The sequence below is a fragment of the Acidobacteriota bacterium genome, from assembly GCA_019347945.1.
Lineage (GTDB): Bacteria > Acidobacteriota > Thermoanaerobaculia > Gp7-AA8 > JAHWKK01 > JAHWKK01.
This window is the reverse complement of sequence record JAHWKK010000002.1, coordinates 217,912-242,262: the sequence shown is the minus strand read 5'-3', so window position 1 is coordinate 242,262 and position 24,351 is coordinate 217,912. Positions and strand designations below refer to the sequence as shown.

The window sequence follows — 24,351 nt, the reverse complement described above, 5'->3', positions numbered from 1 at the left end:
GCTATGCTGTAGCACGAGCGCGGGGGTGATTATTTCAGCGCTCACCTTCGATCTCATGGATCTGACGCGCTCGAAATTCGTCAAGATGGCCGGTGGAGGCAATGACTTCATCATGCTGGACGGCCGCAAGCAGAAGATCAGCGATCTCGGGGATCTCGCGGCTAGAGCATGCATTCGGGGACTCGGGATCGGCGCAGACGGTTTGATCGTCCTCAGTACCGAATCGGAAACGGCCGATGTTCGAATGATCTATTTCAATTCCGACGGCTCGAGAGCTGATTTCTGCGCGAACGGGACCCGGTGCGCTGCACGGTTCGCCGTGCTGGAAGGTCTTGCCAGTCGGAAAATGACGATCGAGGCAGATTGCGGAGTGGTCAGCGCCACGCTTCTCGACGACGACCGGGTCAAACTCGAAGTCGCGGGTCCGGAGGCCGCCCGGCTCGACCGGCGACTCGACCTCGGCGATGACGGATTCGCAACCGGAGTCACGATGATCCTCGGCGTTCCGCATTTCGTCGAGTTCGTCGACGGGATCTGGGAAGTCGACGTCGCGGGCCGTGGACGGAGTATCCGCCAGCATCCCGACCTCGCTCCGGACGGCGCGAACGCGAACTTCGTTCAGGTCCACGGACGGGACCGGATCGACATCCGTACTTTCGAAAGAGGAGTCGAGGGGGAAACACTCTCCTGCGGGTCGGGTGTGCTTGCCGGTGTTGCAGCCTCGGCGTTGACTGGCCGTGTGAGCTCGCCGCTGACAGTGCGGACGCGCAGCGGCATCGATTACGAGGCTGCGTTCGAGATCGGAAGCGACGGAATCTCGAAGCTGACGCTCATCGGCGACGCGCGGGTGGTGTACGAAGGAACGATGACGAGAGAAACGATTGCGGGATTCGATCCGCACTGGGTGCGGCACCCCGGCCTACGCGACCCCGAAGTCTCGTGAGCGCGGATGCGACCACAGGCCACCCGATTCTTTCGGCCAATCTCGCGACTGCGGGCGTCATCGCCGCGGCAGCGTTGGTCGTCGTGCGGAGCCGCGCCGGGACGACTCCTGTAGATCTGCTGCTGCCACTCCTCATTCTGGTGGTGGGAGTTTTTGGCTCGCGGCGGCTTTCCTTCCCGGTCACCGGTGCTCTTTCGCTCCTGGCGCTCGGTGCGTGGATCATCGCGGGCGACGACACGGTGCGCGCGCTGATCGTCGGCGGCGCCTGGAGCGCAATGATCCTCTGGCTGGTCATTGTGAGCGATCATCGAGTCGAGACTGCTGTGCTCGTCGCTACCGGAATGGCACCCTTTCGTCTGCTCGGCGCCGCGGGTGTTGCGGATGTGGTTTCTGGATTGGTCGTTTTGGCGGGGGCGGCTGGGTTCGTCCTGGCCTGGCCCCATGACCGGGGAAGACTCCTCGCCCCACGAGAGGGAGTCGCATTCGCCCTCCTGCTGGCCGCCGTCACGCCGGCCTTTCCGTTGCGGGCGAGCCTCATTCCGCTGTTCGCGGCCCTGCTGATGTTCGGGATCCGTCAGAGCGGGCGCCGCCGAGTCGTGATCGAGATCGCCGCGCTCGCCGCAGGCATCGTGATCGGATTGTGGGCTGCGCTCCTCGCGGCCGTCCTCGTTCTCGGGGTGAGAGCGGGGGCCGGGAGACGACCCGCGTTCACGGGAGCCCCGATCGTACTGCTCAGCCCTCTGGCTTCTCTCGCCTCGGGGTGGTGGACGCTGCTCCCGTTCGTCGCCGGCACCATTCGGACGCGGAAGCTGACGTTATGGATTCCGCTTGCCGCCGGAGTCGGGATCGCTCTGATCAGCCGCCCATCGGTTGCGCTGGCAAGCGTGATCCTAGGCGGAGCCCTGGCCGCGGGCGGCACGGCGGCAGTGCGAGATCACGGCGAGGAGAGCACGTCTCTTCCGCTGGTCGTCCTGGCGGCGATCGCTGTTTCGCTGTTTCCCTGGAGCGGAGCCGTGATGGCCGGGTTCCCGTTCAACTCCTCGACGGCAATCACGCTGGCGACGGCCGCCATTCTGTACGCTCCCCTCTTCGGCAGGCTCTCCGCGGTGGCGATCCCGGTGATCCTCGGTGCCGGTCTTTTTCTGCTCGGTTCCTCGCATTACGCGGGCGGGAGCTCGTTCGCGACGCTCCGCGCAGGCGAGCGCCTCAGCTTCATCAGCGGGGAAGCGGGCGCGGACCGGGTAATCGTCGAACTTTCGGCGGAGAATGCGAGCGATCGCCCGGCGGGGACGGCGCTGGGGAGTATCGACGTGGTGGGAGAGGATGGCGGCGTCGTTCGCCATGAGGTTGCGATCGGTGACGTCGCCGACTGGGGCGCGTTCCGGAGCACTGCCTGGTACCGGACTCTCAATGTCCCGCCCCGGATTGCCTCCGGGCCCGTGACCGGCTGGGGAATCGACGCGTTCCGGCGGGGTACGGGCAGAATGATTCTGAGAGGAGCGGGTGCGGTGAAGCTCGTTTCAATCGGGGCGTCTTCCGAGCTCGATCCCGATGAAGGATTGATCATCGAAGGGGTGAGATTCGAGTGACTCCCGAACTGGCAACGATCGTCCTCACGGCCCTTGTCGCGGGAATCGTCTCGGTGAAATCTCCGAGTGAGAATCGAATGCGACTGTTCGTGACGGACGCGGTCATGACTTCGCTCTTTCTGATTGCAGCCACCGTGGCGATGGCGTTGGGATCCTTCCCTTCGAGCTGGAGGCTCCTGACTGGCGCGTGGGTGGTCTCCAGGGTGGTGCTGATCGGCCTGGCAGTTTGGAATGGTCACGATTGGCTCACTCCCGTCAGAGCGGGGACCGTGACGAGCCTTTTCTGTGCGGCATTGATACCTGCTCAGCTCGGTGCGGTATCGACCGACGGTGACGAGTCCTACTACGTGCTGATCGCCGAGTCGATCCTTCATGACGGTGACCTCGACCTGGCGAATCAATATGCCAATCCGGAGGTCTCGGCCATTGGTCGGACGGATCTGGGCCCGCAACTCGGTGATCCGGTGGGTCCGAGCGGCGAGCTCTACAGCCGGCACGGTCCGCTTCTGCCGCTTTTCATCCTTCCGGGTGTATCGATTGCGGGTGTTGGCGGCGCCGCTGCAACGATCGCGATTTTCGCTGGGCTTCTCGCCTGGGCGTGGTTTCGGCTTGGCGCCGAGACCGGAATCGGGACCGTGACGCTTCAGCGCTGCTGGATCTTTCTCAGCTTCGCACCACCGGTCGTCTTCTACTCGACTCGGATCTGGCCCGAGGTGCCGGCGGCGTTCTGTTTTGTGCAGAGTCTGAGGGCTGCGAGCAGGCGGCACTGGGCCGCTCTGTTCGGATGGAGTCTCCTCACCGCGCTTTTCAAGCTGAGATTTCTGCCGGTCGTGGTCACTCTCATCCTGTTGACGCTCTGGAGGGATCGCGAGAGGATCGGAGGGCTGGCGAGCCGCGTTCGATGGGCGCTCATCGGAGGGTTCGTGCTGATCGTCACCGTGCCGATGCTCGTCATGACGGTTGCACAGGGGAGTGCACTGGGTATTCACACTCTGTCGGAGATCGTGCCGGGTGGCCCGCTGAACTATATCAGGGGCACGACCGGTCTCCTTGTGGATGCACGAGCCGGTTTTCTCTTCCAGAGTCCGTTCATGTTTGTCGGGCTGGTTTGCGTGTTCGCGGCCGTTTCGCCGCCGGTTGTCCGGCTGGGATTACTCGCCCTTGTTCCCTATCTCGTGCTCCTCGTTCCAAGGGCGGAGTGGCATGGGGGATGGTCTCCTCCGCTGAGATATGTGGTGATTTTCGCTCCGCTCCTCGCTCTGGGGATTGCTCGCCTTTGGGTCGCGATTCCGCGATGGATCATCCTGATCGCTGCGATCGGGTCCGCAGGGCTCGTCGTTCACGGCATCGCCTTCCCGGGGAGGCTCTTTAACATCGCCAATGGAGAGAGCGTTCTCGGCGAGTGGCTGTCGATGACGTGGGGCAGTGACTTTTCGAGGATTCTCCCGAGTCTCATTCGCCCGAATGCAGCGGCAATCGTCTGGACGGCCATTGCAATCGCGTTTCTCGCGGCTTTCGCTCTGATGTTGCGTCGTGGCGGTTCGATCGACCCGAGAGTCGTGATCTCGGGGCTGGCAATCGCGCTCGCTTGTGGTGTAGCCCTGGGATCCTCACCGGGAGCGATCGTTCATCTGGAAGATGCGCACGTGATCCATGAAGGGGGGGAGCTCCACCCTCCGCGGTGGACGGTTGCCCGGTTTCGCTTCGATGGAGGGTGGAAGCTGCGTCCCGGCGATCGCGCGCGCTTCCGGCTTCGAGGCGACGAAGCGATTCTCCGGTATCAGAGCGAGGGGAGCGCCGTGATCCGGGTCAATGGGGCGCCCTTCCGGCTGCGGCCGACGCCTCCGTCCGGGTGGCTGCGCGCCGAGCTTCCGGTTGCTCGCTCCGCCGGATCGGCCGTCGAGATCGAGGTTCTGAGCGGCGAGGTAACGGCCGACTGGATCGCCGGTGACTGAGGTGGCGATCGTCATCCTCGACCTCGACGGGGGCGAGATGCTCGAGCGTTGCCTGGATTCGCTCGAGCGACAGACGCTTGCTCCGAAGCGGGTGGTGATCTTCGACAACGGCTCCGTCGATCCTGTCGCCGGCCGGCTGAGGCCTGCATCCCTTCCGATCGAGATCATCCGGAATGATCGCAACATCGGATTTGCGCGGGGAGCCGACCAGGCGATCCGAGCGACGAGCGAACCGTACGTCGCGCTGATCAACAACGACGTCGTACTCGAACCGCAATGGCTGGAAAATCTCGCGGGAAGGCTCGAGGAGCGAGATGATCTGGCCGCGGTTCAGTCGCTCAATCTTCAGCCCGACGGGATGATCGACGGAGCGGGTATCGCGCCGCGGGATGGCCGGATCGTTCAGGCCGGTCACGGGAGTCCGCTCGAATCTTTCGACTGCCGGTTCCGCGAGATCTGGGGTGTTTCGGCGACTGCGGCCCTCTACCGGCGAGGAGCGCTCGAGAGCGTACGCAAAGGCGGCGAGATCTTCCTCGGTCTTCTCGAGACCTACTACGAAGACGTCGAGCTGGCAGCGCGTCTTCGAAGAGAGGGATGGAAGGCCGAGCTACTCGACGAGCCCCTGGCCGTGCACATCGGGTCGGGTTCAGAGGTAAAACTTGCAGGCAGAGCAGTGTTTCTTCGGACGAGAAATCGATATTTCATCGCGCGAATCCATCATGGCGTCGGCAACATTCCAGCGCTTCTCTCGGAGGATTTCCGCGCGATCGTTCGATCGTCGGCGAGGCTCCACGCCCGATCGGTCATCGACCGTATCCGGGGAATCGTCAGCGGCCTGAGCGGGACGGTTGCGGCCCGAATGTGATGCTTCGCAAGGATCGTGTCGAGCGGTTCAGACAGGTCGGACGAGTTTAAAAAAAGGGGCAGCGCTTGTGAGCGCTGCCCCGGGAGTCGCAACTGCTGGACCTTTGCTACTGTGCGGGGACGTAGGTGGGGTCCTGAGTGATGTTGTCGATGATCGAGCCGTAGGCGACGACCCGCCCGCTGCCGCCGACCACCTTGATCGCGACGCGCGAGTTGTACGAGTTGGGGACACCGAGGGTTTCGAGGACCTTGAGGAGCTGAGTGAACTGATTGCCCTGGAGGTTGACCCGGATTCTCGGAGCGGCCTTCGCTCCCGGAACGATCGCCGAGACTTCGACGACGACCGGGTTGCCGGTGGTCTCGGCCAGACCGATGTTGGCGCGGAACCTGTCGGACTGTTCGACCTGGAGGATCTGCAGCGCACGCTCGCCGACTGCCGTACCGCGGTCGGCCGCCTGCGCCGGGATGAACTGTCCGACCGTGCCGCCGTCGGAGCGGAGATCATAGGTTCTCGCGGTGGCGATCAGCTGCGCGTTCTGCGCCGTCTCCACGTGAACGGCGCCACCGTTGGTGTTTACGCCGAACAGCGACTGGAGGATGTCGTCGGCGACGAAAGTCTCGCCGGAGTTGATCGTCACTGAGCGGGTGATCGGGGATCCCGGATCCGCCTGCGGATAGAACGTCAGGGTTGCCTCGACGCTCTGATTGCCGGCGTTGTAGATCCTGGTATCGGTTCGCCAGGACGCGGCGCCGGTATCGATGTCGGCCACACCTGGGATGACCCAGCGCCGGCCGCTCGCGGAATTCTTCGAGACGGCCTGAACGAGCTGGGGATCGTTGGTGCGGTTGTCGATCACGGCGGCATAGGCCATCAGCTTGCCGTCACCTTCGACGGCCTCGACCTCGATCCGTCCGTTCTCGACGAAGATGTTGTTCTGCGCGAGAACGGCGTTGAGCTGGACGTGAGAGCCAGCCTGCATCGGGACGAGGAACTGACCGAGCTGGGCGCCGGAGGCCGAGAAGATGGTGACCTGCGCGGTCGTCGCGTTGCCGGAGGCTTCGACCAGGCCGAGATTCGTGCGGAACGCCGAGGACTGCGCGATCTGCTGCATCGAAAGCACCGGCTTGGTCTCTCCCTCGGGGACGGTCGTGCCGACGAACTGATCGAACCGGATCGCCGGGACGTAGTGGCCGAAGGTCCCCTCGGGGGTGAAGTTGTAGGTTCGCGACGACGCGAGCGAAGCCGGACCGCCCGAGGCGACCGCGGCGAGACCGCCGATCGATGAGGAGGTCGTCGCTTTCAGAGGACGGATCTCGAGAAGACCCGAGGCGTTCTCCTCGACGGCACCGAACCAGTTGGCCAGCAGATCGTTGAGCGCAACCGAGCTGCCCGGCTTGACGTCGATCGTCGTCGACTGTCCCTCGCGGGTACCGTCGGTCGACGATGGCGTGAAGTTGAGCTGGTACTTCTGCGCGGTCGATCCGACGTTGCTCAGCCGGACATCGGAGAGCCACGTCGAGCCGTTTGCGCCGTTCGTGTGCGCGACCGCCGGAATGATCAGAGACTCCGGCAGCGGCTCGTTCTTCGGCTGGGACGAGACCGGTGTCACCATCGCCACCGAGACCCCGACCGTTCCGCCAGTCTGGTTGGTCGTGACGCCGTTCTTGCCGGCCACCGGTATCAGATCGAGGCTCGCCTGATTCGATCCCAGGGGCAGATCACCCATCTCGGCGAAGACGGTCACCTGAACGCCGGCCGGCGTCAGTGTGACGATCTCCGGCTCGACGGTGAGCCATGGCTGATCGGGTACGACCTGGAAGGTTCCATCTCCGGTCAGAGTCACCGTGAACTGCTCGATGTCTTTTCTCGACAGCGAGTCCTTGTTGAGCTCGACCGTGGCGAATCCCCCCGGAACATCCTCGGCCATCGTGGTCAGACCTCCACGGCTCAGCGCGTCAGTCTCGGAGACCGAGGATGCGTCGACGAAGACGCGGGCCACCGAGGAGTAGTTGCCGCGCTCGCCGTTGCAGTCGCCGATCGCCCGGACACGATAGAAGAAGCTTCTGCGCCCCGCCTCGACCGTGTGGATGAAGCTCGCGGTCGTGCCGTTGACGACCTGTACCGGAACACCGGCGAAGACCGGGACCGGGGCTTCCTGGACCTCGTAGACCGTCGCTCCAGGGACCTGATCCCAGGCCACCCGGTACTCGGTGTCGGAAGCGACCTTCTGTGGAACTCTGAGACTCGGCCGGTCGGGAACGTCACATTCAGCGCCCGATTCGACGCGGAAGTGCTGGATCGGACTCCGCAGCGGCGAACATGCGGCGCGGTTTGCGACGACGTACCAGCGGACGATTCCGGGCTCGAACTGGACGACTGCCTGGTTCGACTCGCGGACCGGGCCGAACGGCGTGGCCACGCCGGCCGGATTGATCGTGAAGATCCTGTAGCTGGTCGCGTCCGGCACGGCCGTCCACTCGAGGATGATGGGCGAGACGAGCTCGGCCGCACCTTCGCTCGGCGAGATCAGCACGAGCTCCGACTCGGAGTCGCACGCGTCCGGGCTGGGGAAGTCGACCGAGAAGGATCCATTCTCGGAGCGCGTCTTGTCGCACTCGCCGCCGAGAACAGCATTGACCCACCACTGGTAGACACCCTCGTCGAGGTCGACCTCGACATCGGTCGTGAGCCCGTCGGTCAGGGCAACCTTGCTCGGAACACCGTCGATCGAAGCGACCCACACTTCGTAGGCCGCCGCACCGTCGACAAGCGTCCAGGTCATCAGGACGCGTTCATCCGGCAGGGTCGACTGCACGGCCGGGAGCAGCAGCTCCGAGACCTCTGTCGAACATGCAATCTGGTTGATCTCCAGAGAGCGGGTGATCGACTCGGTCGGCGGACAGCCGATGAACACCGTCTCGACCTTCCACTCGAGGAAGCTTCCCTCGATGGGGATCTGAAGCTCGGTGCCGGCAAGCGATGAGCCGATGACCTCGAACTCGCCGATGCCGCCGAAGCGGCCGAGCACGCGGTAACCGTCCGCGCCGTCGACCGGCGTCCATGAGAAGGCGACCAGAGCATTCGAGAAGCTCGCCCCGTCAGCCGGCAACAGCGGTTGTGCAACACCGGTCGGGCACTCGAAGTCCTCGACCGAGTCGAAGGTATTGCGCTCGGAGAATATCGCCGGGCAGCCTCCGAAGAAGGTCTGGACGAACCACTCGATCTCGCCGAAGTCCATCCGGCGGGTGAGCGTCGGGTCGGTCGTGGTGCCGACGATTGCAGGTGCATCACCATCGACACTCGCCCAGACGGCATAGCGAACCGCTCCCGAAACCTCGGTCCATTCGAACGTCACTTCACCGGCAACGGTCTCGCCGTTTTGCGGTGCGATCAGTTGTGCGGCGTCGGTCGGGCAATTCGATCCGGGGGCGACACTGAAGCTCGTCGGATCCGAGATCGTGGGAGGACATCCGTCGAACAGCGCCTGGACGTACCAGAACAGCTGTCCGGACGGCACCTCAGCCGTTGCGCTGGTCGCCCCGGACGTGGTTGCAACGACGACCGGGAACTCGTCCTCGATCGCAACCCAGACGCGATAGCCGGTGGCTCCGTCGACCCCGATCCAGCTGAAAGTCAGCGGTGAGGCCAGATTGCTCGCTCCCTGAGCCGGATTGATGTTCTGCGGCTTCTCTTCGCGGCACTCGCCTGCGAGAACGGCCGTGAAGGCTCCCGTTCGCGACGAGACCGGCGGGCAGTTGGTTCCATACAATGCTTCGACGCGCCACTGCACGCGACCAGGACCGATCGCGACGCTCGCGCTCGTCTCATTCTGGCTCGTGCGCGCGACCTCGTTCATCGGCTCGCCCTCGGCGCCCGCATAGACCACGTATCCGCTGACCCCTTCGACCGAGCTCCACTGGAACAGCACGGGGGTGGTCGGAGCGGAGTTGTCGTCGGGCGAGATCAGCTCGGGGGCTTCGGTACCGCACTCGCCGCCGGTCGTGAACCGTACGCAGCTCGATGAGGCCTCGATGCAACCGTCGGAGATCGCGACCACGCGCCAGTCGTACTCGGTGTTGGGATCGAGACCGCTGTAGCTGATCGAGTTGTCGGTGGTCTCGCCGAGCCGGGTATTGCAGCCCGCTCCGGCGGGACCGAGGAAAACCACGAACCGGTCGGCCGAGCCGTTCCAGCCCAGCGTTCCGGACTGCGGATTGTTAATCGTGCCCGATGGCTGAAGACCCGTCGGCGCGCTCGGACAGGCGTTGACGACCGCCGTCGAGGTGTTGTTCGAAGTGTTCGGATCCGCCGTCGACGAGCTGACCGAGGCGGTGTTGCTGAGCGAGCCGGCCCCGATCACGCCGAAGGTCGACGTGATCACCTTCGTCTGGCCCGAGCTCAGAGTCCCGAGGTTGCAGGGGAACGCGGTCGTGCAGTCGCCGCTGTTGTCCTGGTGCTCGAGGCCTGGGTCCGATGTGTCGTCGACCACCACGTTCAGCGCGGAACCCGGACCGTTGTTCTTCACCATGATCGTGAAGTCGATCTGGCTACCTCGCGTGGCGGTACCAGGACCCGTTTTGGTGATCTGCAGGTCCGCGTCGGTCGCCGCGAGCACGGTGACGTTGACGGTAGTCGTATCGGTTCCGCCATTGCCGTCCGAGACGGTGTAGTTGAACGAATCGGTTCCGGTGAACCCGGCGGCGGGGGTATAGGTGCAGCTCGTGCCGGAGCAGCTCGCCGAGCCGTTCGCGGGCTGGGTATTGCCGCTGACCGTCAGCGTATCCCCATCCACGTCCGTATCGTTCGACACGACGTTGATGACGACGGATGTTTCGAACGAAGTCGACGCGGAGTCGGGGTTGGCCACCGGCGGATCGTTGACTGCATTGACCGTGAGGGTGACCGTAGCCGTGTTCGACGAAGCGGATCCGTCGAATGCCTGATAAGTGAAGCTGTCGGAGCCGTTGAAGTTCGCGTTGGGCGTGTACGTGAATGAGCCGTCGCTGTTGAGCGTGAGCGTCCCGTTCGAGGTCGTCGTCACGAGGACCGCGGTGAGGGGATCGCCGTCGGCGTCGGTGTCGTTCGAGAGAACGCCCGGCGCTGGAACGGTCAGAACGGTGTCCTCGGAGGTCGAATAGGCGTCGTTGGCCGCGACCGGCGGGTCATTGGCAGCATTGACCGTGAGGGTGACCGTGGCCGTGTTCGACGAAGCCGCTCCGTCGAAGGCCTGATAGGTGAAGCTGTCGGAGCCGTTGAAATCCGCGTTGGGCGTGTAGGTGAACGAGCCGTCGCTGTTGAGCGTGAGCGTCCCGTTCGAGGTCGTCGTCACGAGGACCGCGGTGAGGGGATCGCCATCAGCGTCGGTGTCGTTCGAGAGAACACCCGGCGCTGGAACCGTCAGGACGGTGTCCTCGGAGGTCGAATAGGCGTCGTTGGCCGCCACCGGCGGATCGTTGACGGCATTGACCGTCACGGTGACCGTGGCGGAAGCGGTCAGGCCTCCGGAGTCCTGAACGGTGTAGGAGAAGCTGTCCGTTCCGAAGAAGTTCGCATTCGGCGTGTACTGAACCTGCCCGCTGACGATCGCCGTCGTGCCGTTGACAGCCGGCCCCACCGAGACCAGAACAGGAGTGCCATCCTCGGCATCCGTGTCGTTCGCGACGACGTTGATGGTGACCGCGGTATCTTCGTTCGTCGCCGCCGAGTCGGCGTTGGCGATCGGATAGGTGTTGACGACCATTGGCGTCCCAAGCTCAGACGTTCCGTCGAGCAGAGTGGTGCACCCGGTATCGGCGTAGGAAGTGGCGAGTGCCGCCACCGACGATCCCGAGACGACGCCACCCGATGGAGTGGTCATCGACTGGTTCGTGAAGAACGCTCCGGCGAAGCACTGAGCTCCGAGGGGCTCGAGAATGCCGGTCGCATCCACACGGGCGAGCTCGACGAGAGTGCCGCCGGCGCCGGACGACGATGAGTCGAGTGCGAAGTGCACCTGCACCGTTCCTGCGGTCGAGTCGTACCAGGCGGAGTTCAGCGTCGGGAAGTTCTGGAGATTGTTCGGGCCGATGTCGGCGTCGCCGGCGTCATTTGCCGTGAGGCCGTCGTCGGCGAGATCGATCGGCAGGTCCCCGTTCGACTCGATGATGTTCTCGACGACCTTATTACCGAGCGGGGCCGTGCTCACCGAACCGGATGTATCGACGATCGCGACCCCGTCGAGTGTGTTGCTGCTGATCGTATTGATGCCGTTGCCACCTCCGATGACGTTCTGATCGGAGAAGCTGGCGATGAAGATTCCGTAGGAGTTCGGGGCAGCTGCGCTGGTGACGTCGAGACCGATCGTATTGCCGGCGAGGGTGTTCGTGTCGGAACCATCGATGTAGATGCCTCCCGTGGCGAAGCCGGCACCGTCGTGACCCGTGATGACGTTGCTGGTGACCGTGTTTCCGCTGGTGCTCGAGAGAAGGATGCCGACCGGGCCGCTGGACGAGCCGACGCCGTTGCCGAGCCCGCCCGTTCCGTCGAGGCCCGTCCCGATCCAGTTGTCCGTGATCTGCGTTCCCGTTCCTCCGAAGATCTCGACTCCAGCCCCCGAGAACTGGGCGTTGTTCGATATGACGTTCGCGGCGATCACGTTTCCGTTCACACTGTTCGTGTGAATACCGCTGCCGCCGGATCCGGCGGGTGCGCCCGACATGTCGAAGCCGAGGGTATTGCCCTCGACCGTGTTGAACGGACCGGAGAGCTCGACTCCGAAGTTGCTGGCCGAATGGAAGACGTTGCGGTCGGACGGGTTCGGCCCGCCGATCAGGTTACCCGTGGCTCCCGCTCCCGAGATCACGACCTGCGATACACCGGTATCGAGCTCGTTACCCGCGATCGTATTGTCGGGCCCGGTGACGAAAAGCGTTTGCGAAGCGTTGGTATCGTGGAAGTGGATGCCGGTGATGATGTTGTTCGATCCGGAGATCTGCAGCATGTTGGTGCCGATGTAGTTGGCCGGCTCGGTCTCGACGACGATCGTGCGGATGGCGTTCGACGGAGAGCCCATCGGCGCGGTGTCGGCCGAGGAGCCGGGAGCGGTGAATCCATCGATCAGAACGCCGGTGGTCTGGGTCAGCGCGGGAAGCTCAGTCGTGATCTGGATGGTGCCCGAGACGGTGAAATCGATCACGTTGCACAGCCCGGCGTTTGCGTCGGTGATGGCCTGGCGGAGCGAGCCGCCACCACCGTCGGCGAGATTCGATACGGTGCAGCTCGCGAACGGGATCAGTGTCCAGGGGGAGAACGCGGTGACGTTCGGCGCAGAGGCGATGTTGTTCGTCGTGTCGACGTTCGCACCTGGGGGTACGACCCACTGCGTGCCGTCCCAGCGGGCGAGCTGGTACTGCGATTCATTCCCCACCACGTCCGAATCGGCATACCGGAAGGTTACGTCCGCCTGGCCGATGTTGGTCGGGGTGAGCTGCCAGTAGAGGTCGAGCGAACCGGCCGGTGCGTTCGGCTCGGTCGTGCCGACAGCGGTGACCTGGATCGAGGCGGGAGACGCCGTGGTCGCGTCGACCGTGATCGTCACTGGTGCGACAACTCCACCGACTCCGACGGGAAGGGTCTTTGTCTGTCCCGCGGTCACGATCTGTTTGACCGGGCCCTGGATGTAGCCGCCCGCCTCCGACACGTTGGATGTCGAGTCGAGTGTCAGCGGCGTGGGTCCGTTCACGGTCAGAACATTCGTGCCGAGGTCGAGTGTCCCGGTGATGGTGAGATCCGTACCAGAAGTGAGATCGAGATTCTGCTGGATCGTCAGATTGGAAAACGACAACGGGTTCGCGGCGGTGAGAAACTGCAGGGTGGACCCGTTGAAGACGATCGTTTTCGTTCCGGTGAGATAGGTACCAGCGATGTTGATGCTGCGGCTGAAGGAATCCTTGAGGCCGGTCGAAGAGTCGAACGTGACACCCGAAGCAACCACCAGCTCCGCTGCAACGATGTCTCCTGCCGCGGTCTTTGTCCCGGAGCCCTGAAGGCTCAACTCGCTGTAGGTGAGTGACGGGACTGACTGGTTGCCACCGGCAAAGACCAGAATGTTCTGGTTGGTCGAAAAGTCGAATGTGAGGCTCGGGTCGAGCGGTGTGGCCCCCGAGATTGCCAGCAGCGAGCCGGACCCTGCCACGAACGATCCGCCTGAACTTTGAGAGACGACTCCCCCGAGGACGTTGAGATTACCGGTATTCGTGAGAGTTGCTGCCGGATTGATGGCAATATCCTGGGAGATGAATGGAGAGCCGCTGACCGTGGTGGGTCCGTCGACGTCGAGGGTTCCCGACAACGAACCGTCACCGCCGAGTTGCTGGAAGACGCTGAACCGTCCCGTCGCCGGAGCGAGGGTGGAGAGATTCGTCAGAAACAGCGACTGCGCACTGGATGGGCTGGCGATCTGATAGGGCCCTCCCGCGATGGTCAGAGTGTTCCAGGCCAATGGATAGAGAATCAAATGGGAGGAGAAGCTCGTGCCGGTCCCGTTGAATGTCGCCGTCGCGGGAGTCCCCGAGATTTCGACTTCCCAGCTTCCGCCGACCGTGACCTTCTCCGTACCGCTGAAAAGGACTGTGCCATCGACCAGGGCGTCGAAGCCCTCGTCTGCATTTCCAAGCACGTCACCGGTGACGCTGAGGTTGAACCCGGCCATGTCCAGGATGACATTGTCGGCCGGACTTTGAGCTCCATCATCGAGAACCTGGAGAAAACCGAGGACATTCAGATCAGCGGTGACCACCGGTTTGGTCCAGGTTGCCCCTGCGTTGGGACGAAGGACCGAGCTTCCGGACCGGCTGACCGCACGCTGACGCGACGTGACCGAATTGCTCTCCTCACCTCCCTCGAGAGATGCTGGTGGCAGGTTCGCACCGACGTAGATCTTCTGATACATCGATGTGACGATCAGGTTGCCGTATGCGGGGGTCCCGTCGATGATCTGATTGGCGGCCGCGCTGTACTCGACCGTACTCGTGGGGTCGAGCTGATAGCCCGTGAAACCCTTTGGAAAAGTCGCGAACGCGGGCGGAGTCTTGGCATTGTTGCCTTCGAGATCGAACCTCGACACAGCTTCCATGACGAGCTGGTTCGCGCCCGGACCCGACAGGACCGAGCTTTCGGCGATCTGGAGATGTCCGCTCTTCCTGATCGTGAAGTCGTTGTAGACAGTCGGTGGGTCGTAGTAGTAGAAGAACTCCGGGGAAGCCGTCGCGTCGAGCGTCAGATTGTAATAATTTCTCCCCTCGATTTTCTGCGCCGTGGTCCCGTCGTAAGTGACGGTACCGTCATAGGTGATATTGGCGCCGGAAAACGAGCCGAAATTGAAGTCCTCTCCTTCGAGCCGGAGCTCGCTGCCCGTGTCGAAGACCACATTCCCGCCCCCGGTAAGATCTCCCGCGAGATCGATGATACTGCCGGGACCGAGGCTGACCGTATTGGGGTTGAAGGTTTCAATGCGCAGTTGGCCTGTCACCACGAGCGTTCCGTTGACTGTAAAAGTCGCACCCGCGGTATCGGTCGTGTCGAAAGTGAGGCCTACAGAAAAAGCCGGAATGGGATCGGCGAGCGTCAAACTCGACGCCCTGATGTTTGTCAGGATGTCAATCGAGCCGGAGCCACCGAATGACGTCGTTCCGGCATCCACGAAAAATTGACCGCTACCGAAAGTCGCTGTTGGGAGCGGGAGAATGTTCCCGTCAATTTGAATTGCCCCGCTCGAGCTGAGGGCCGATGAGTCGTCCAGCTGGACCCGACCCGCCGCATCGACCGTGAGCCCGCTCGTAGTGAGATTGCTCGAACTGTTGTTGGCGAGATCGAGCGTGCCGAAGACCGTCGTCGTCTGGGCCGCTTCGAAGGTATTGAGCGTGACGACGTGGGGCGATACTACAGTCACGTCGTCAATCGAGCTCGGCACGGCTCCGCAGCTCCATGTGGCGGCGTTGTCCCAGGTCCCAGTCGTGACCGAATCGCAGGTGGCGGCGTAAACCGATGGGGTCACGGCAAGCAGCGAGAGCCCGGCCGCCAGAATGATCAGACACCGGGTCATCGAGTTGAGGGAGAGATATTCACGCATTGTGTCGAGCCTCGCAAGAAAATAAAAAAAGGACGGCACAAAGCACCCGCCCCTTTACGTCGAATTTTGGAACCGACCGGAAGAGGACCGCCCTTTGGCGGCCTCCACTGGAGGAACCGAAGCTTAGACTTTTGTCCCAACGAAGTCCAGCAACTAGCGATGGGGAGCATAGGGCTCCGCCGGAGCTCTGCCGTGATGTCGGTCACATGGAGGGAGGCTTCGGACCGGTCTGACCCGTCCGACGGATCGGACACGTCGGAGAGAGAAAAAAATTATCTCGCCAGCAGCTCCCGCAGCAGTCGCTTGGCGTCGGTTTGACCCGGCGAGAGTTGCACGACGCGCTGGTATCCGTCGATCGCCTCCTGGGTGCGCCCGAGCCGGACGAGCGCATTCGCCCGGTTGAAGTGCGCGGTCCCGTCGTACGGGTAGAGCTCGATCGAGCGATCGTACGATGCGATCGCTTCCTCCATCCGACCGTCACCGGCGAGCCATACCCCCCGCGCGCTCCACGCCTTCGCATTGTTCGGCGCATCCTCGACGAAGGCTTCGTGAAATCGTTCACCGCTCGACCAGTCGCGGTAGCGGACCACGCTCAAAGATGCGAGCACCAGGACGACGATGATCATCGCCGGCTTCAGCCGGGACGTCCTGATTCCGGAAACCCGGACCGCCAGAAAGTATGCGAGCCCGGCGCTCGGAAAAAATGCGAGCCGTTCTCCCATGATCGTTCCGATCGGAAAGAGAAGGTTCGATGCGGGAAGGAAGAGAACCCACCACGCCAGAACCCCCTTCCATCCGCGCGATCTCTTCACGATCAGTACGGCCGATCCGATCGCGAGACCGAGTCCCGCCAACGCCCGGAGATCCCCGAGCGACATCACGAGCGGAATCTCCCGGTAGGAGTAATCCGCGGCGAGGTTCAGCGGAATCAGCGTCTTCCACAAATAGAGGCACTGCACCCAGAGCGCGGTGAGAATTCGCGGAAAATGGGGGAGGAGAGAGGCGGGATTGTCGAGCGCCGGAATTTCGGTCGATCCGGCGTCGACGGAGAGGCGGGCCCATGTTGCACACGCGACGATGGCCAACACCGCGAGTCCCGCCGGAATCATCCGCCGCTTCGGCGAAGGCGTCTCCAGCCAGCCGAGCACCGCGATCGCAGCTGCGCTCTCCTTGCTGAGGACGGCGAGCGCGAAGAAGAGCAGAGCGGCTGCGGGTCTCGATCGCTTCCAGAAAAGAAGGGACGCCAGGCCGAAACCAGCGGCGAGGAGCTCCGACTGGCTCGCCGCCTGAACGATCACCTCGGTGTGAACCGGGAAGACCGCGAAGAGAAGGGATGCGATCAGCGCGGTTTTTCGTCGGACGTGGGTCTGAAGATAAGCGAACAGCAGCACCACAACCCCCGCATGGAGAAGGATCGAAACGAGCCTGAAAGGAATCGGGCTGCCACCACCGAGGGCGTGCTGGAGGATCCAGAGCGTGCGGGGAACGGGGCGGTAGAGAGGAGAGCCGGGGCGCCCGTCGTACCAGAGCTCGCTCGTCCACGCGCCCGGGATCTCGGACACCTCATCGAAAGCGTTGGCGTTTGCGATCAGCGCGGTGTCGTCCCAGAGCCACGGTGCGCCGAGTGTGAAGAGCCGGGGGAGGACCGCGACTAGCAGAAGGAGGGCGAAGGGTAACCAGTCGCGGGAAGGGGTTTCGTCCCCGGCGCTTCGCTTCAATCGTCGACGCGCTCGCCCACGAATTTCTCGAAAGCGGACGCGATGATCGCTTCCGCTTCGATCTCGACGAGCATCGACGGATCGATCAGTCGCTTAACCTCGACAATCGAGGTCGCCGGCAGGATGTCACCGAAGACTTTTCCGTGGACCCGTCCGATCTTTTCCCACAGCGCGATGTTGGTCACGTAGATCCGGGTACGCACGACGTCGGACAGCCGCGCGCCGGCCTCGGTGAGTGCGCGCTCGATGTTCGCGAGCACCTGGGCCGTCTGCTTTTCCGGATCCCCGAGCCCGACCAGCTCACCTCTGGCGTCGGTCGCGGTCGTTCCGGAGACGTAGACGAAGGGCCCGATCCGGACCGCTCGCGAATACCCGACGACCGGCTCCCACGCGGTGTGACTCGAGATGTTCTTTCGGCCCGTCATCCGGCTCAGGATAGCAGGAAGAGGGCAGGGAAGAGTGAAGAGTGAAGAGTGAAGAGTGAAGAGTGAAGAGTGAAGAGTGAAGAGTGAAGAGTGAAGAGTGAAGAGTGAAGAGTGAAGAGTGAAGAGTGAAGAGTGAAGAGTGAAAGGAAGGGTGGAGAGTCTGACACGTCGGACACGTCCGACATGTCAGACGTGTCCGACTGTCTGACCGCTTCTAAGCGCGATTCTTGCGGATCCGGAGTCGCATCTCCGCGAGATCGGGAAAGGCAGTCTCCTGGAGGACCGAGAGGTCGCCCTTGGCCCGGAACTGCCTCGGCGACATACCGAACTTCAGCTTGAACTGCTGGCGGAAGTAGTTTTCCGAGTCGAATCCGCAGAGTCGCGAGACCTGAGACACGCGCATCTTCTTTTCGCGAAGAAGCCGAGCCGCTTTGTCGAGCCTTCGCTCCTTGAGGTAGTGGCTCAGCAGGTTGCCCGTTGTGCGATGAAACCGGCCTGACACGTACTGCCGCGTGAAACCGAGCTCTCTCGATACCGCTCCGACAGATACCTCTTCATCCTGGAGAATTCGTCTTTCTACGCATGAAACGATGTTTCCGACCAGTCCGTCCAATGGGACCTCCTTACGTAACAATTGATTGGCCGGCGACTCCGCCCGGAGCCGCGACTACAGGGACCAGACGATAGTATAGCTGCTTTTTTGGTGGTTGTCAGTTCCGTTGGGAACGCTCCCGTCTGAGATGCACCCGAGGGGACCTTCATCGCTCGGAAACCACGACGCCGGAGCCCTGGAAGCGGACGTGGAACGAGTCGGATGCGTCCTCGACCATGAACTGCCCGAGGTCGTGATCGTCGACGACGGTGGCGAGGAGACTCCCGGTCCAGGCGACGATGGAGCCGGAAGAGATCGACAGCGGATAGTTCGGCTGAACGCGGAGGGTCAGTGGCTCGATCGTCGTGGAGATCGCGAGCGAGCCGCGACCGTAAACCTTCACGACATCGAGTTTGTTCTGGTAGGTGGAATCGAAGATCGGTTCGGGTCGCGACGAGAGGGACTGCTCGAGCGCGAGCAGGTGCCGGCTTTCTACGAAGACGAATTCGTCATTGAGATCGAGAAGGAACGTCTGCCGGCCCCGGTCATACACCACGAGCCGTCCGGAGCCCTCGGCATTGACCATGGTCGCCGCCTGCGTTCCCGCCGGAGCGGGCTCCTCGATGAACCTCAGATTGCCGGAGTAGCTCGAGATCGTTCCCCGTTTGACGCGGACTTTGTTCGAGAAGTTGATCTCCAGAAATCCGTTCTCGTGGAGCAGGAACGTTCTCGATGCTCCTTCGATCTTTCGCAGGTCGATTCGTCGGGTCTGATCGAGCTCTTCCGGATCGACGGCCATCTGGAGCTTGGCAGCGGCACTCTCTGCCTGCGGAGGAGGCGAGGCCTTCTGGTCGAGGGTCGGACGGGTGAATTCGTCCTCCGGGAAAGGTGCTTCCTCCCGCTCGTCGACCCGGTTCTGGCCGGGTTGAGTGGAAAAGGTATCTCGCGGAGCAATCGGTTTCGATGACGCGGTCGAACGCTGCTCAACACCGGAGATTCGCTGTTCGGCAGCGGGTGGCGTCGCTTTCGGTTGCGGGGCCGTTTCGGCAGGGCGCTCCGGCATGCGTTCCTCTCGAGCTTTCGGGGGAGGGGGGGCCGGGGCTTGCTCATCGGCCTGTTCCCCGGGGGGGGCCGCCTTGGCAGGGGCCGTCTGGACGACGCCACTCGGCCCGCGCTGGCCCCCCTTCATCATCTGTTCGACCTGCTCGACTGCGCGGTCTGCGCCGGCAAAGCGGAGATGCTCGAGCGCGAGTCCCAGCTTGCCCTTGTCGCGATAGAGCAGACCGAGATAGAGGTGAGATCGGATGTAGTTGGGCTTGAGCTCGATCGCCTTCAGCAGGTGTTTTTCGGCATCCCCGGTCTTCTTCAGCTTGTACTTCACCAGCCCGAGGTTGGACTGGAGAATGAAGACCTCGGGATTGTCTGCCAGCAGCTTCTCGTAGACGAACTCGGCAGAGGGGTATGCCTCGAGTCTGAAGTAGACGAGGCCGAGCAGGTTGAGGACCTCCGCGTCGTCGGGGCGCATCTTCTGAGCCGCTTCGAGCTCCTTGCGGGCCTCGCCGAAGCGTCCGGCCTGAAAGGCTTCCTTTCCACGGTTGTAGTGAATCAGGAAGACTCCCTGGTCGAACGGGGGTGGAACGTTGTCGTCTTTACGTGGAGACATGCGCGAAAGTCGTGGCAGCTCCAATCTTACCGCGATCCGCCGGTTCGGGGAGTCCAGCGCGTCTGGTCGCGGCTTCTGTATTTGTTCATGACCCCTTCGAAGGCGGCATCCATGTCGACGTCGAGCGAGTTGGCCAGCGCCAGCAGGACGAAGACGACGTCGGCGATCTCCTCGGAGATTTCTGCGCTCCGCTCGCCGGGTTTGCGCGGCTTTTCGCCAAAAGAGTGGTTGATCTCGCGTGCGAGCTCCCCCACCTCCTCGGTCAACCGGGCCAGCATTGCGAGCGGAGGCCAGTATCCCTCTTCGAACTGACCGATCCAGCCGTCTACTTCGCGCTGTGCGTCCCGGAACAAACCGCTCACCTCGTACACATCGCGTACGCTTCCCTGAAGGTAGGGTTGTCCACCAGAGCGCGGTTGACCTCGAAGTACTGGCGGACGACCTCGTTGGTCTCGACGAGCCGGTCGCGGAGATCGCGAGCGAGCGCCTGCCAGAACATCGCGGCAGCCACGGGACTCTGGCGGAGGACGAAGTCGAGATCATCCATCGAGAGGGAAAGCACACGGCTCGGGGAGACCGTCCGAACCGTCGCAGTCGTTCTCTGATCGCCGAGGATCGAGAGCTCACCGAAGGTCTGTCCGGGTGACAGATCGCAGAGCGCGACCTCCCGCCCCTCGACGATGCGGCAGACGCGGAGTCTTCCGCTTCGGAGAATGTGGAAGGCGTGATTGTGGGCTCCTTCCTCGATGATGACGGCTCCCTTCTCGTACTCGACCTCCGACATCGCCTCGGAGAGTGCGGTCAGCTCGACCTCATCGAGCAGCCGGAGCTGCGGTACGGTGCGGAGAAATTTTGCGATCTCGGACATCGCGGACCCCCTCGGAGAGGATCATAGCTCACGTCTCGTCGGGCTCGATCCAGGTGCGCACCGGAGGCGGTACGTGCGCCGCCATCGAGAGGAGCAGTTGCCGCGGCTCGTCCGCGACGTGAACCATTCGCGCGTGCGTGATCTGGACGAACTCGGCCGCGACCATGTGCTCGAGCATTCGAATCAGGGGATCCCAGAACCCTCCGACGTTGTAAAGCCCGACCGGGTTGCGATGAAGACCGAGCTGCGCCCAGGTCCAGACCTCGAAGGTCTCCTCGAGCGTTCCCAGCCCGCCCGGCAGCGAGACGAAGCCTTCGGCGAGCTCCGCCATCTTCGCCTTCCGCTGGTGCATCGACTCCACGATGTGGAGCTCGTCGAGGCCCCCGTGCGCATGCTCGCGCTCCACGAGTGCCTGCGGGATGACGCCGATCACGCGTCCACCGGCGTCGAGCGCGGCGTTCGCGGCTTCCCCCATCAGGCCGAGCCTTCCGCCGCCGTAGACCAGTGTCAGCCCCTGCTCGGCTATCTCGCGACCCATCCGCCTCGCTGCTTCGATGAAGCGCTCGTCGTTGCCGGGCCGCGAACCGCAAAAAACCGCGACGCTCTTCATGGGGGCGTCACAATGCATCAGGAACGAGTGGAATGCAAATGGAGGCTGGAGGTTCGAGGTCGAGGCTGGAAGGTGGACGAAGTGGACGTTGTGGAGGAGGTCCGTCCACTTTGTCCATTCAGTCCATTTCGTCCACGACGTCCATTTCATCGAGCCTTAAGCCCGACGGCGGCGCGATGATTCAGAGGCTCAATTCGAGGTGACGAGCTGCACCTCGTCCAACCTCAAACCTCAAACCTCCACCTCACCTCACGCCGGGATCTCGATCTCGAAGATCGTGCCGGTCGGCGAATTGTCCATCACCGAGATCCTGCCGTCGTGATCGTGGACGATCCGGTGGACGATCGCGAGACCGAGTCCGGTGCCTTCCTTCTTGGTGGAGAACCACGGAAGGAAGAGTTTCTCCTTGTCCGCGTCGGGGACGCCGATCCCGGGATCGGCGACCGAGATCGCGATGGCGCGATCTCTTCTTTCGGCGCGAACGACGATCTCCCCCTCGGCCGTGGCCGCGACCGCGTTGTCGAGGAGATTGACGGCAGCGCGCTTGATCTGCTCCGGGTCGACGATCGCTTCGAGATCTTCGGGAGCTTCCACTCGGACGACGATGTCGTCGCGCGTGTCGCGGTAGAGAGATGCCGCCTGCTCCAGAATGTCGCGGATCGAGCACCGCCGCAGATGGACGGCGGGCATTCTCGCGAAGCGGGAGAACTCGTCGACCAGGCGTTTGAGCTGCGCAACCTCTTCGATGATGATCCGCGTCCCCTCTCTGGTCACGTCCTGGAGCCCGGGTGGACTGTCCGCGGCATGACGGGCGATTCGCTCGGCCGACAGCTGGATCGGAGTGAGTGGATTCTTGATCTCGTGCGCGATGCGACGAGCCGCCTCGCTCCAGGCTGCCAGTTTCTGCGCCTGAACGAGCTCGGTCGTGTCCTCGATCGCGATGACCCATCCGTTGACCGTGTCGGCCGAGCCGAGCCTTGCGGCGTGCAACTCGAAATAGTGGAGCTCACCTTTTCTGACGAGGCTGAGATCGCGCGGCTTCAGCCGCGACTCGGTGTCGAGTCCCGTGATGTAGCCGGCCAGGGGCGCGAGGTCGCCGTCGAGAAAATCCGAGACGTGCGTTCCGGGCGACGGCTCGTCGATTGCGAGCAGGCGAAGGGCAGCGGGATTCAATCCGAGAATGGAGAGACTGTCGTCGACGGCGATGATGCCGGTCGACAGAGACTCCTGGACGGCCGAGAGGAAGGCGCGCTCGTCGTCGAGTCTGCGGTTGACGAGCTGGAGCTCTTCGTTGGATCGCGTCAGTGCCGATCGCTGCTCCGAGAGCTGCTCGGCCATCGCGTTGAACGAGTCGACCAGCGTTCCGAGCTCATCCGTCGCCGTCGCTTCGATCCGGTGGTCGTAGTCGCCGTGAGCGAGCGTCCGGGTTCCTTCCGCCAGAGCCTGAACGGGTCCCGTGATTCTGCGAGAAACGTAGATCGCCGCCCATAGCGCCCCGAAGAGAATGTAGAGCGTGGCCGTCAGAAAAAGAGAGGTTTGAGAAGTCTTCAGCTCCGGTCTCTGTGCGACCGTCTGCCGATACTCGTCGTACGCGATGAGGTTCTCGTCGACGAGGCGGGCGAACGAGGCGGGGATGAACACACCGGTGACGACGTACCGGTTGGGCCCGGCGCCGACGCCCGAGCGCAGCCACTTTCCGCTCGGTGCGACGTCGATCTTGGTGGCGACGCCCTCTTCGTCGATCTGAGCGAAGAATCTGGCCGGCGGGTCCCGAAGCTCGTGGACGGGACTCCGGGGATCGGCGATCAGTCGGATCGTCCGGCCCGACTGGTAGAGTCCGGCGACGTCGACGTCGCTCTCTTCCCTCAGAACGTCGAGCGGAGGGGGGTCGTCTCCCCGCCATTGCGTGGCGATCGCCTCCGCGGCGCGCGTCGCGTGACTGAATCTTTCGCCCTCGTACGCTTCTGCGATCTCGGCGCTGTTGCTCACGAGCGTTTCCACCGGGACCGAGAACCAGCGATCGATCGAGAGTCTCAACAGATCGTTGGCGACCACGAAGAGAAGAACGATCGGAACGAGTGTGGTCGCGACCCACGTCACGACGAGCTTTGTTCGGAACCGCGAACCGAGGATGCCCCGCTGTCGCTCGAGGATCAGCTTGATCAGCACGCGCGAGAGGACGATGAGGATCCCGAGAATGAGAATCAGATTGATGTTCCAGAGTACGAACAGCAGCATCCGGCTGCCGAGCGCCTCGGGGGAGAGCTCGTTGGCTCTCTGGATGAGGTAGTAGATTGAGGAGGCAGCCGCGAGAATCAGAATGGCGATTCCGATGACGAAGCGCGGGTCGCGCCGGTATTCGAGCAGTCTCGGCAGGTTCACTGCTCCGCCTCCCGGGTGATCGGGACGATCTCCCACGGAGTCCCCCCTCTCCTGACTGCGTAGAACCACGGTCGCGAATCGTGGCTGTTCCACCCTCTGACGCGCACCCGGAGCCTGGAGAGATAGCGATCATCGGGTTGAGTGAATACGTCCTCCATGACCATTTTGGTCATTCGCTCCACGAGAGTGTCGAAGCCGGCCACGTTTTCGGATCGAACGAGCCGACGGTTCCGGCGATAGTTGACGAGGTACTCTCGGGTTCTGGAGTTGAATGTGGCGATCACCTCGAGTCGGGCCGAATCGAGAGTCTTGTCGAACCAGTTTTCTCGCTTGAGAGTCAGCTCGATGTCGAATGTGAAGATCGTCGGCAGACCGCTACGGACCGCCTCGCTGATTTCATCGTTCTCGAACGGCCCTTCGTACTCGAACGACACCGAGATTGCCTTCTGATCGGCGGATGCGCTGAGATTTCGAATCCTGTCGGCAGAAGCCTGGGCGGCGGCTGCCGCCACGATCGCCACCAGAACGAGTCGACGAACCATCCGGGCTAGTTTAGCCAGTTGTGAAAACAGTTGCAGATTGCCGGTTTGGATCATCGAGAACAAGACCCTTTCTCCATCGATCGACGACCGC

Annotated in this window: 15 protein-coding genes; 4 read left to right on the top strand and 11 right to left on the bottom strand. The window is 63.0% G+C overall.

Going from position 1 to position 24,351, the window contains the following annotated elements; all coding sequences use genetic code 11:
- Nucleotides 1-25 precede the first annotated feature (25 nt).
- Genes dapF through KY459_02530 form a run of 4 tightly spaced genes read left to right on the top strand, consistent with a single transcriptional unit; the run spans nt 26 to nt 5,352 of the window.
- A complete protein-coding gene (gene dapF, locus KY459_02545) occupies nt 26-943 on the top strand; it encodes a diaminopimelate epimerase (protein ID MBW3563582.1) in 918 nt (305 codons plus the stop codon).
- Nucleotides 940-2,532: a hypothetical protein gene (locus KY459_02540; protein MBW3563581.1), complete on the top strand. Its 1,593-nt coding sequence runs from the start codon at nt 940-942 to the stop codon at nt 2,530-2,532. The genes dapF and KY459_02540 overlap by 4 nt, the downstream gene beginning before the upstream one ends.
- A complete protein-coding gene (locus tag KY459_02535) occupies nt 2,529-4,487 on the top strand; it encodes a hypothetical protein (protein ID MBW3563580.1) in 1,959 nt (652 codons plus the stop codon). Before KY459_02540 ends, KY459_02535 begins: the two co-directional genes overlap by 4 nt.
- Nucleotides 4,480-5,352, top strand: a complete 873-nt coding sequence (locus KY459_02530) for a glycosyltransferase (protein ID MBW3563579.1) — start codon at nt 4,480-4,482, stop codon at nt 5,350-5,352. The genes KY459_02535 and KY459_02530 overlap by 8 nt, the downstream gene beginning before the upstream one ends.
- A 106-nt stretch (nt 5,353-5,458) precedes the next feature.
- Here the strand turns inward: KY459_02530 and KY459_02525 are convergent, their stop codons facing one another.
- The 11 genes from KY459_02525 to KY459_02475 form a co-directional block, all read right to left on the bottom strand.
- Complete coding sequence (locus tag KY459_02525) at nt 5,459-15,433, bottom strand: tandem-95 repeat protein (GenBank protein MBW3563578.1); 9,975 nt, start codon at nt 15,431-15,433, stop codon at nt 5,459-5,461.
- Between the two features lie 299 nt (nt 15,434-15,732).
- A complete protein-coding gene (locus tag KY459_02520) occupies nt 15,733-17,178 on the bottom strand; it encodes a tetratricopeptide repeat protein (protein MBW3563577.1) in 1,446 nt (481 codons plus the stop codon).
- Nucleotides 17,175-17,603, bottom strand: a complete 429-nt coding sequence (locus KY459_02515) for a RidA family protein (protein MBW3563576.1) — start codon at nt 17,601-17,603, stop codon at nt 17,175-17,177. Before KY459_02515 ends, KY459_02520 begins: the two co-directional genes overlap by 4 nt.
- 5 nt (nt 17,604-17,608) lie before the next feature.
- Complete coding sequence (locus KY459_02510) at nt 17,609-17,779, bottom strand: hypothetical protein (protein MBW3563575.1); 171 nt, start codon at nt 17,777-17,779, stop codon at nt 17,609-17,611.
- 38 nt (nt 17,780-17,817) lie between these two features.
- Nucleotides 17,818-18,216: an AraC family transcriptional regulator gene (locus KY459_02505; protein MBW3563574.1), complete on the bottom strand. Its 399-nt coding sequence runs from the start codon at nt 18,214-18,216 to the stop codon at nt 17,818-17,820.
- A 145-nt stretch (nt 18,217-18,361) separates the two neighbouring features.
- The gene (locus KY459_02500) at nt 18,362-19,858 is read right to left on the bottom strand and encodes a tetratricopeptide repeat protein (protein MBW3563573.1); all 1,497 of its coding nucleotides are present in this window, start codon (nt 19,856-19,858) and stop codon (nt 18,362-18,364) included.
- Between the two features lie 26 nt (nt 19,859-19,884).
- Nucleotides 19,885-20,136 carry a nucleotide pyrophosphohydrolase gene (locus KY459_02495; protein ID MBW3563572.1) on the bottom strand — a complete coding sequence of 84 codons (252 nt, stop codon included), beginning with the start codon at nt 20,134-20,136 and terminating at the stop codon, nt 19,885-19,887.
- Nucleotides 20,137-20,216: 80 nt separating this feature from the next.
- A complete protein-coding gene (locus KY459_02490; GenBank protein ID MBW3563571.1) occupies nt 20,217-20,726 on the bottom strand; it encodes a cyclic nucleotide-binding domain-containing protein in 510 nt (169 codons plus the stop codon).
- Nucleotides 20,727-20,754: 28 nt separating this feature from the next.
- Complete coding sequence (locus tag KY459_02485) at nt 20,755-21,336, bottom strand: TIGR00730 family Rossman fold protein (GenBank protein MBW3563570.1); 582 nt, start codon at nt 21,334-21,336, stop codon at nt 20,755-20,757.
- 249 nt (nt 21,337-21,585) lie between these two features.
- Nucleotides 21,586-23,718, bottom strand: coding sequence for a HAMP domain-containing protein (locus KY459_02480; GenBank protein ID MBW3563569.1), 2,133 nt, complete (start codon nt 23,716-23,718; stop codon nt 21,586-21,588).
- A complete protein-coding gene (locus tag KY459_02475) occupies nt 23,715-24,260 on the bottom strand; it encodes a DUF4390 domain-containing protein (protein ID MBW3563568.1) in 546 nt (181 codons plus the stop codon). Before KY459_02475 ends, KY459_02480 begins: the two co-directional genes overlap by 4 nt.
- Nucleotides 24,261-24,351 lie beyond the last annotated feature (91 nt).

Bases quoted from the DNA above. Each gene is read 5' to 3' on its own strand.
- KY459_02525 (MBW3563578.1), bottom strand. From the start codon at position 15,433: ATGACCCGGTGTCTGATCATTCTGGCGGCCGGGCTCTCGCTGCTTGCC.
- KY459_02515 (MBW3563576.1), bottom strand. From the start codon at position 17,603: ATGACGGGCCGAAAGAACATCTCGAGTCACACCGCGTGGGAGCCGGTC.
- KY459_02500 (MBW3563573.1), bottom strand. From the start codon at position 19,858: ATGTCTCCACGTAAAGACGACAACGTTCCACCCCCGTTCGACCAGGGA.
- KY459_02495 (MBW3563572.1), bottom strand. From the start codon at position 20,136: ATGCTGGCCCGGTTGACCGAGGAGGTGGGGGAGCTCGCACGCGAGATC.
- KY459_02490 (MBW3563571.1), bottom strand. From the start codon at position 20,726: ATGTCCGAGATCGCAAAATTTCTCCGCACCGTACCGCAGCTCCGGCTG.
- KY459_02485 (MBW3563570.1), bottom strand. From the start codon at position 21,336: ATGAAGAGCGTCGCGGTTTTTTGCGGTTCGCGGCCCGGCAACGACGAG.
- KY459_02475 (MBW3563568.1), bottom strand. From the start codon at position 24,260: ATGGTTCGTCGACTCGTTCTGGTGGCGATCGTGGCGGCAGCCGCCGCC.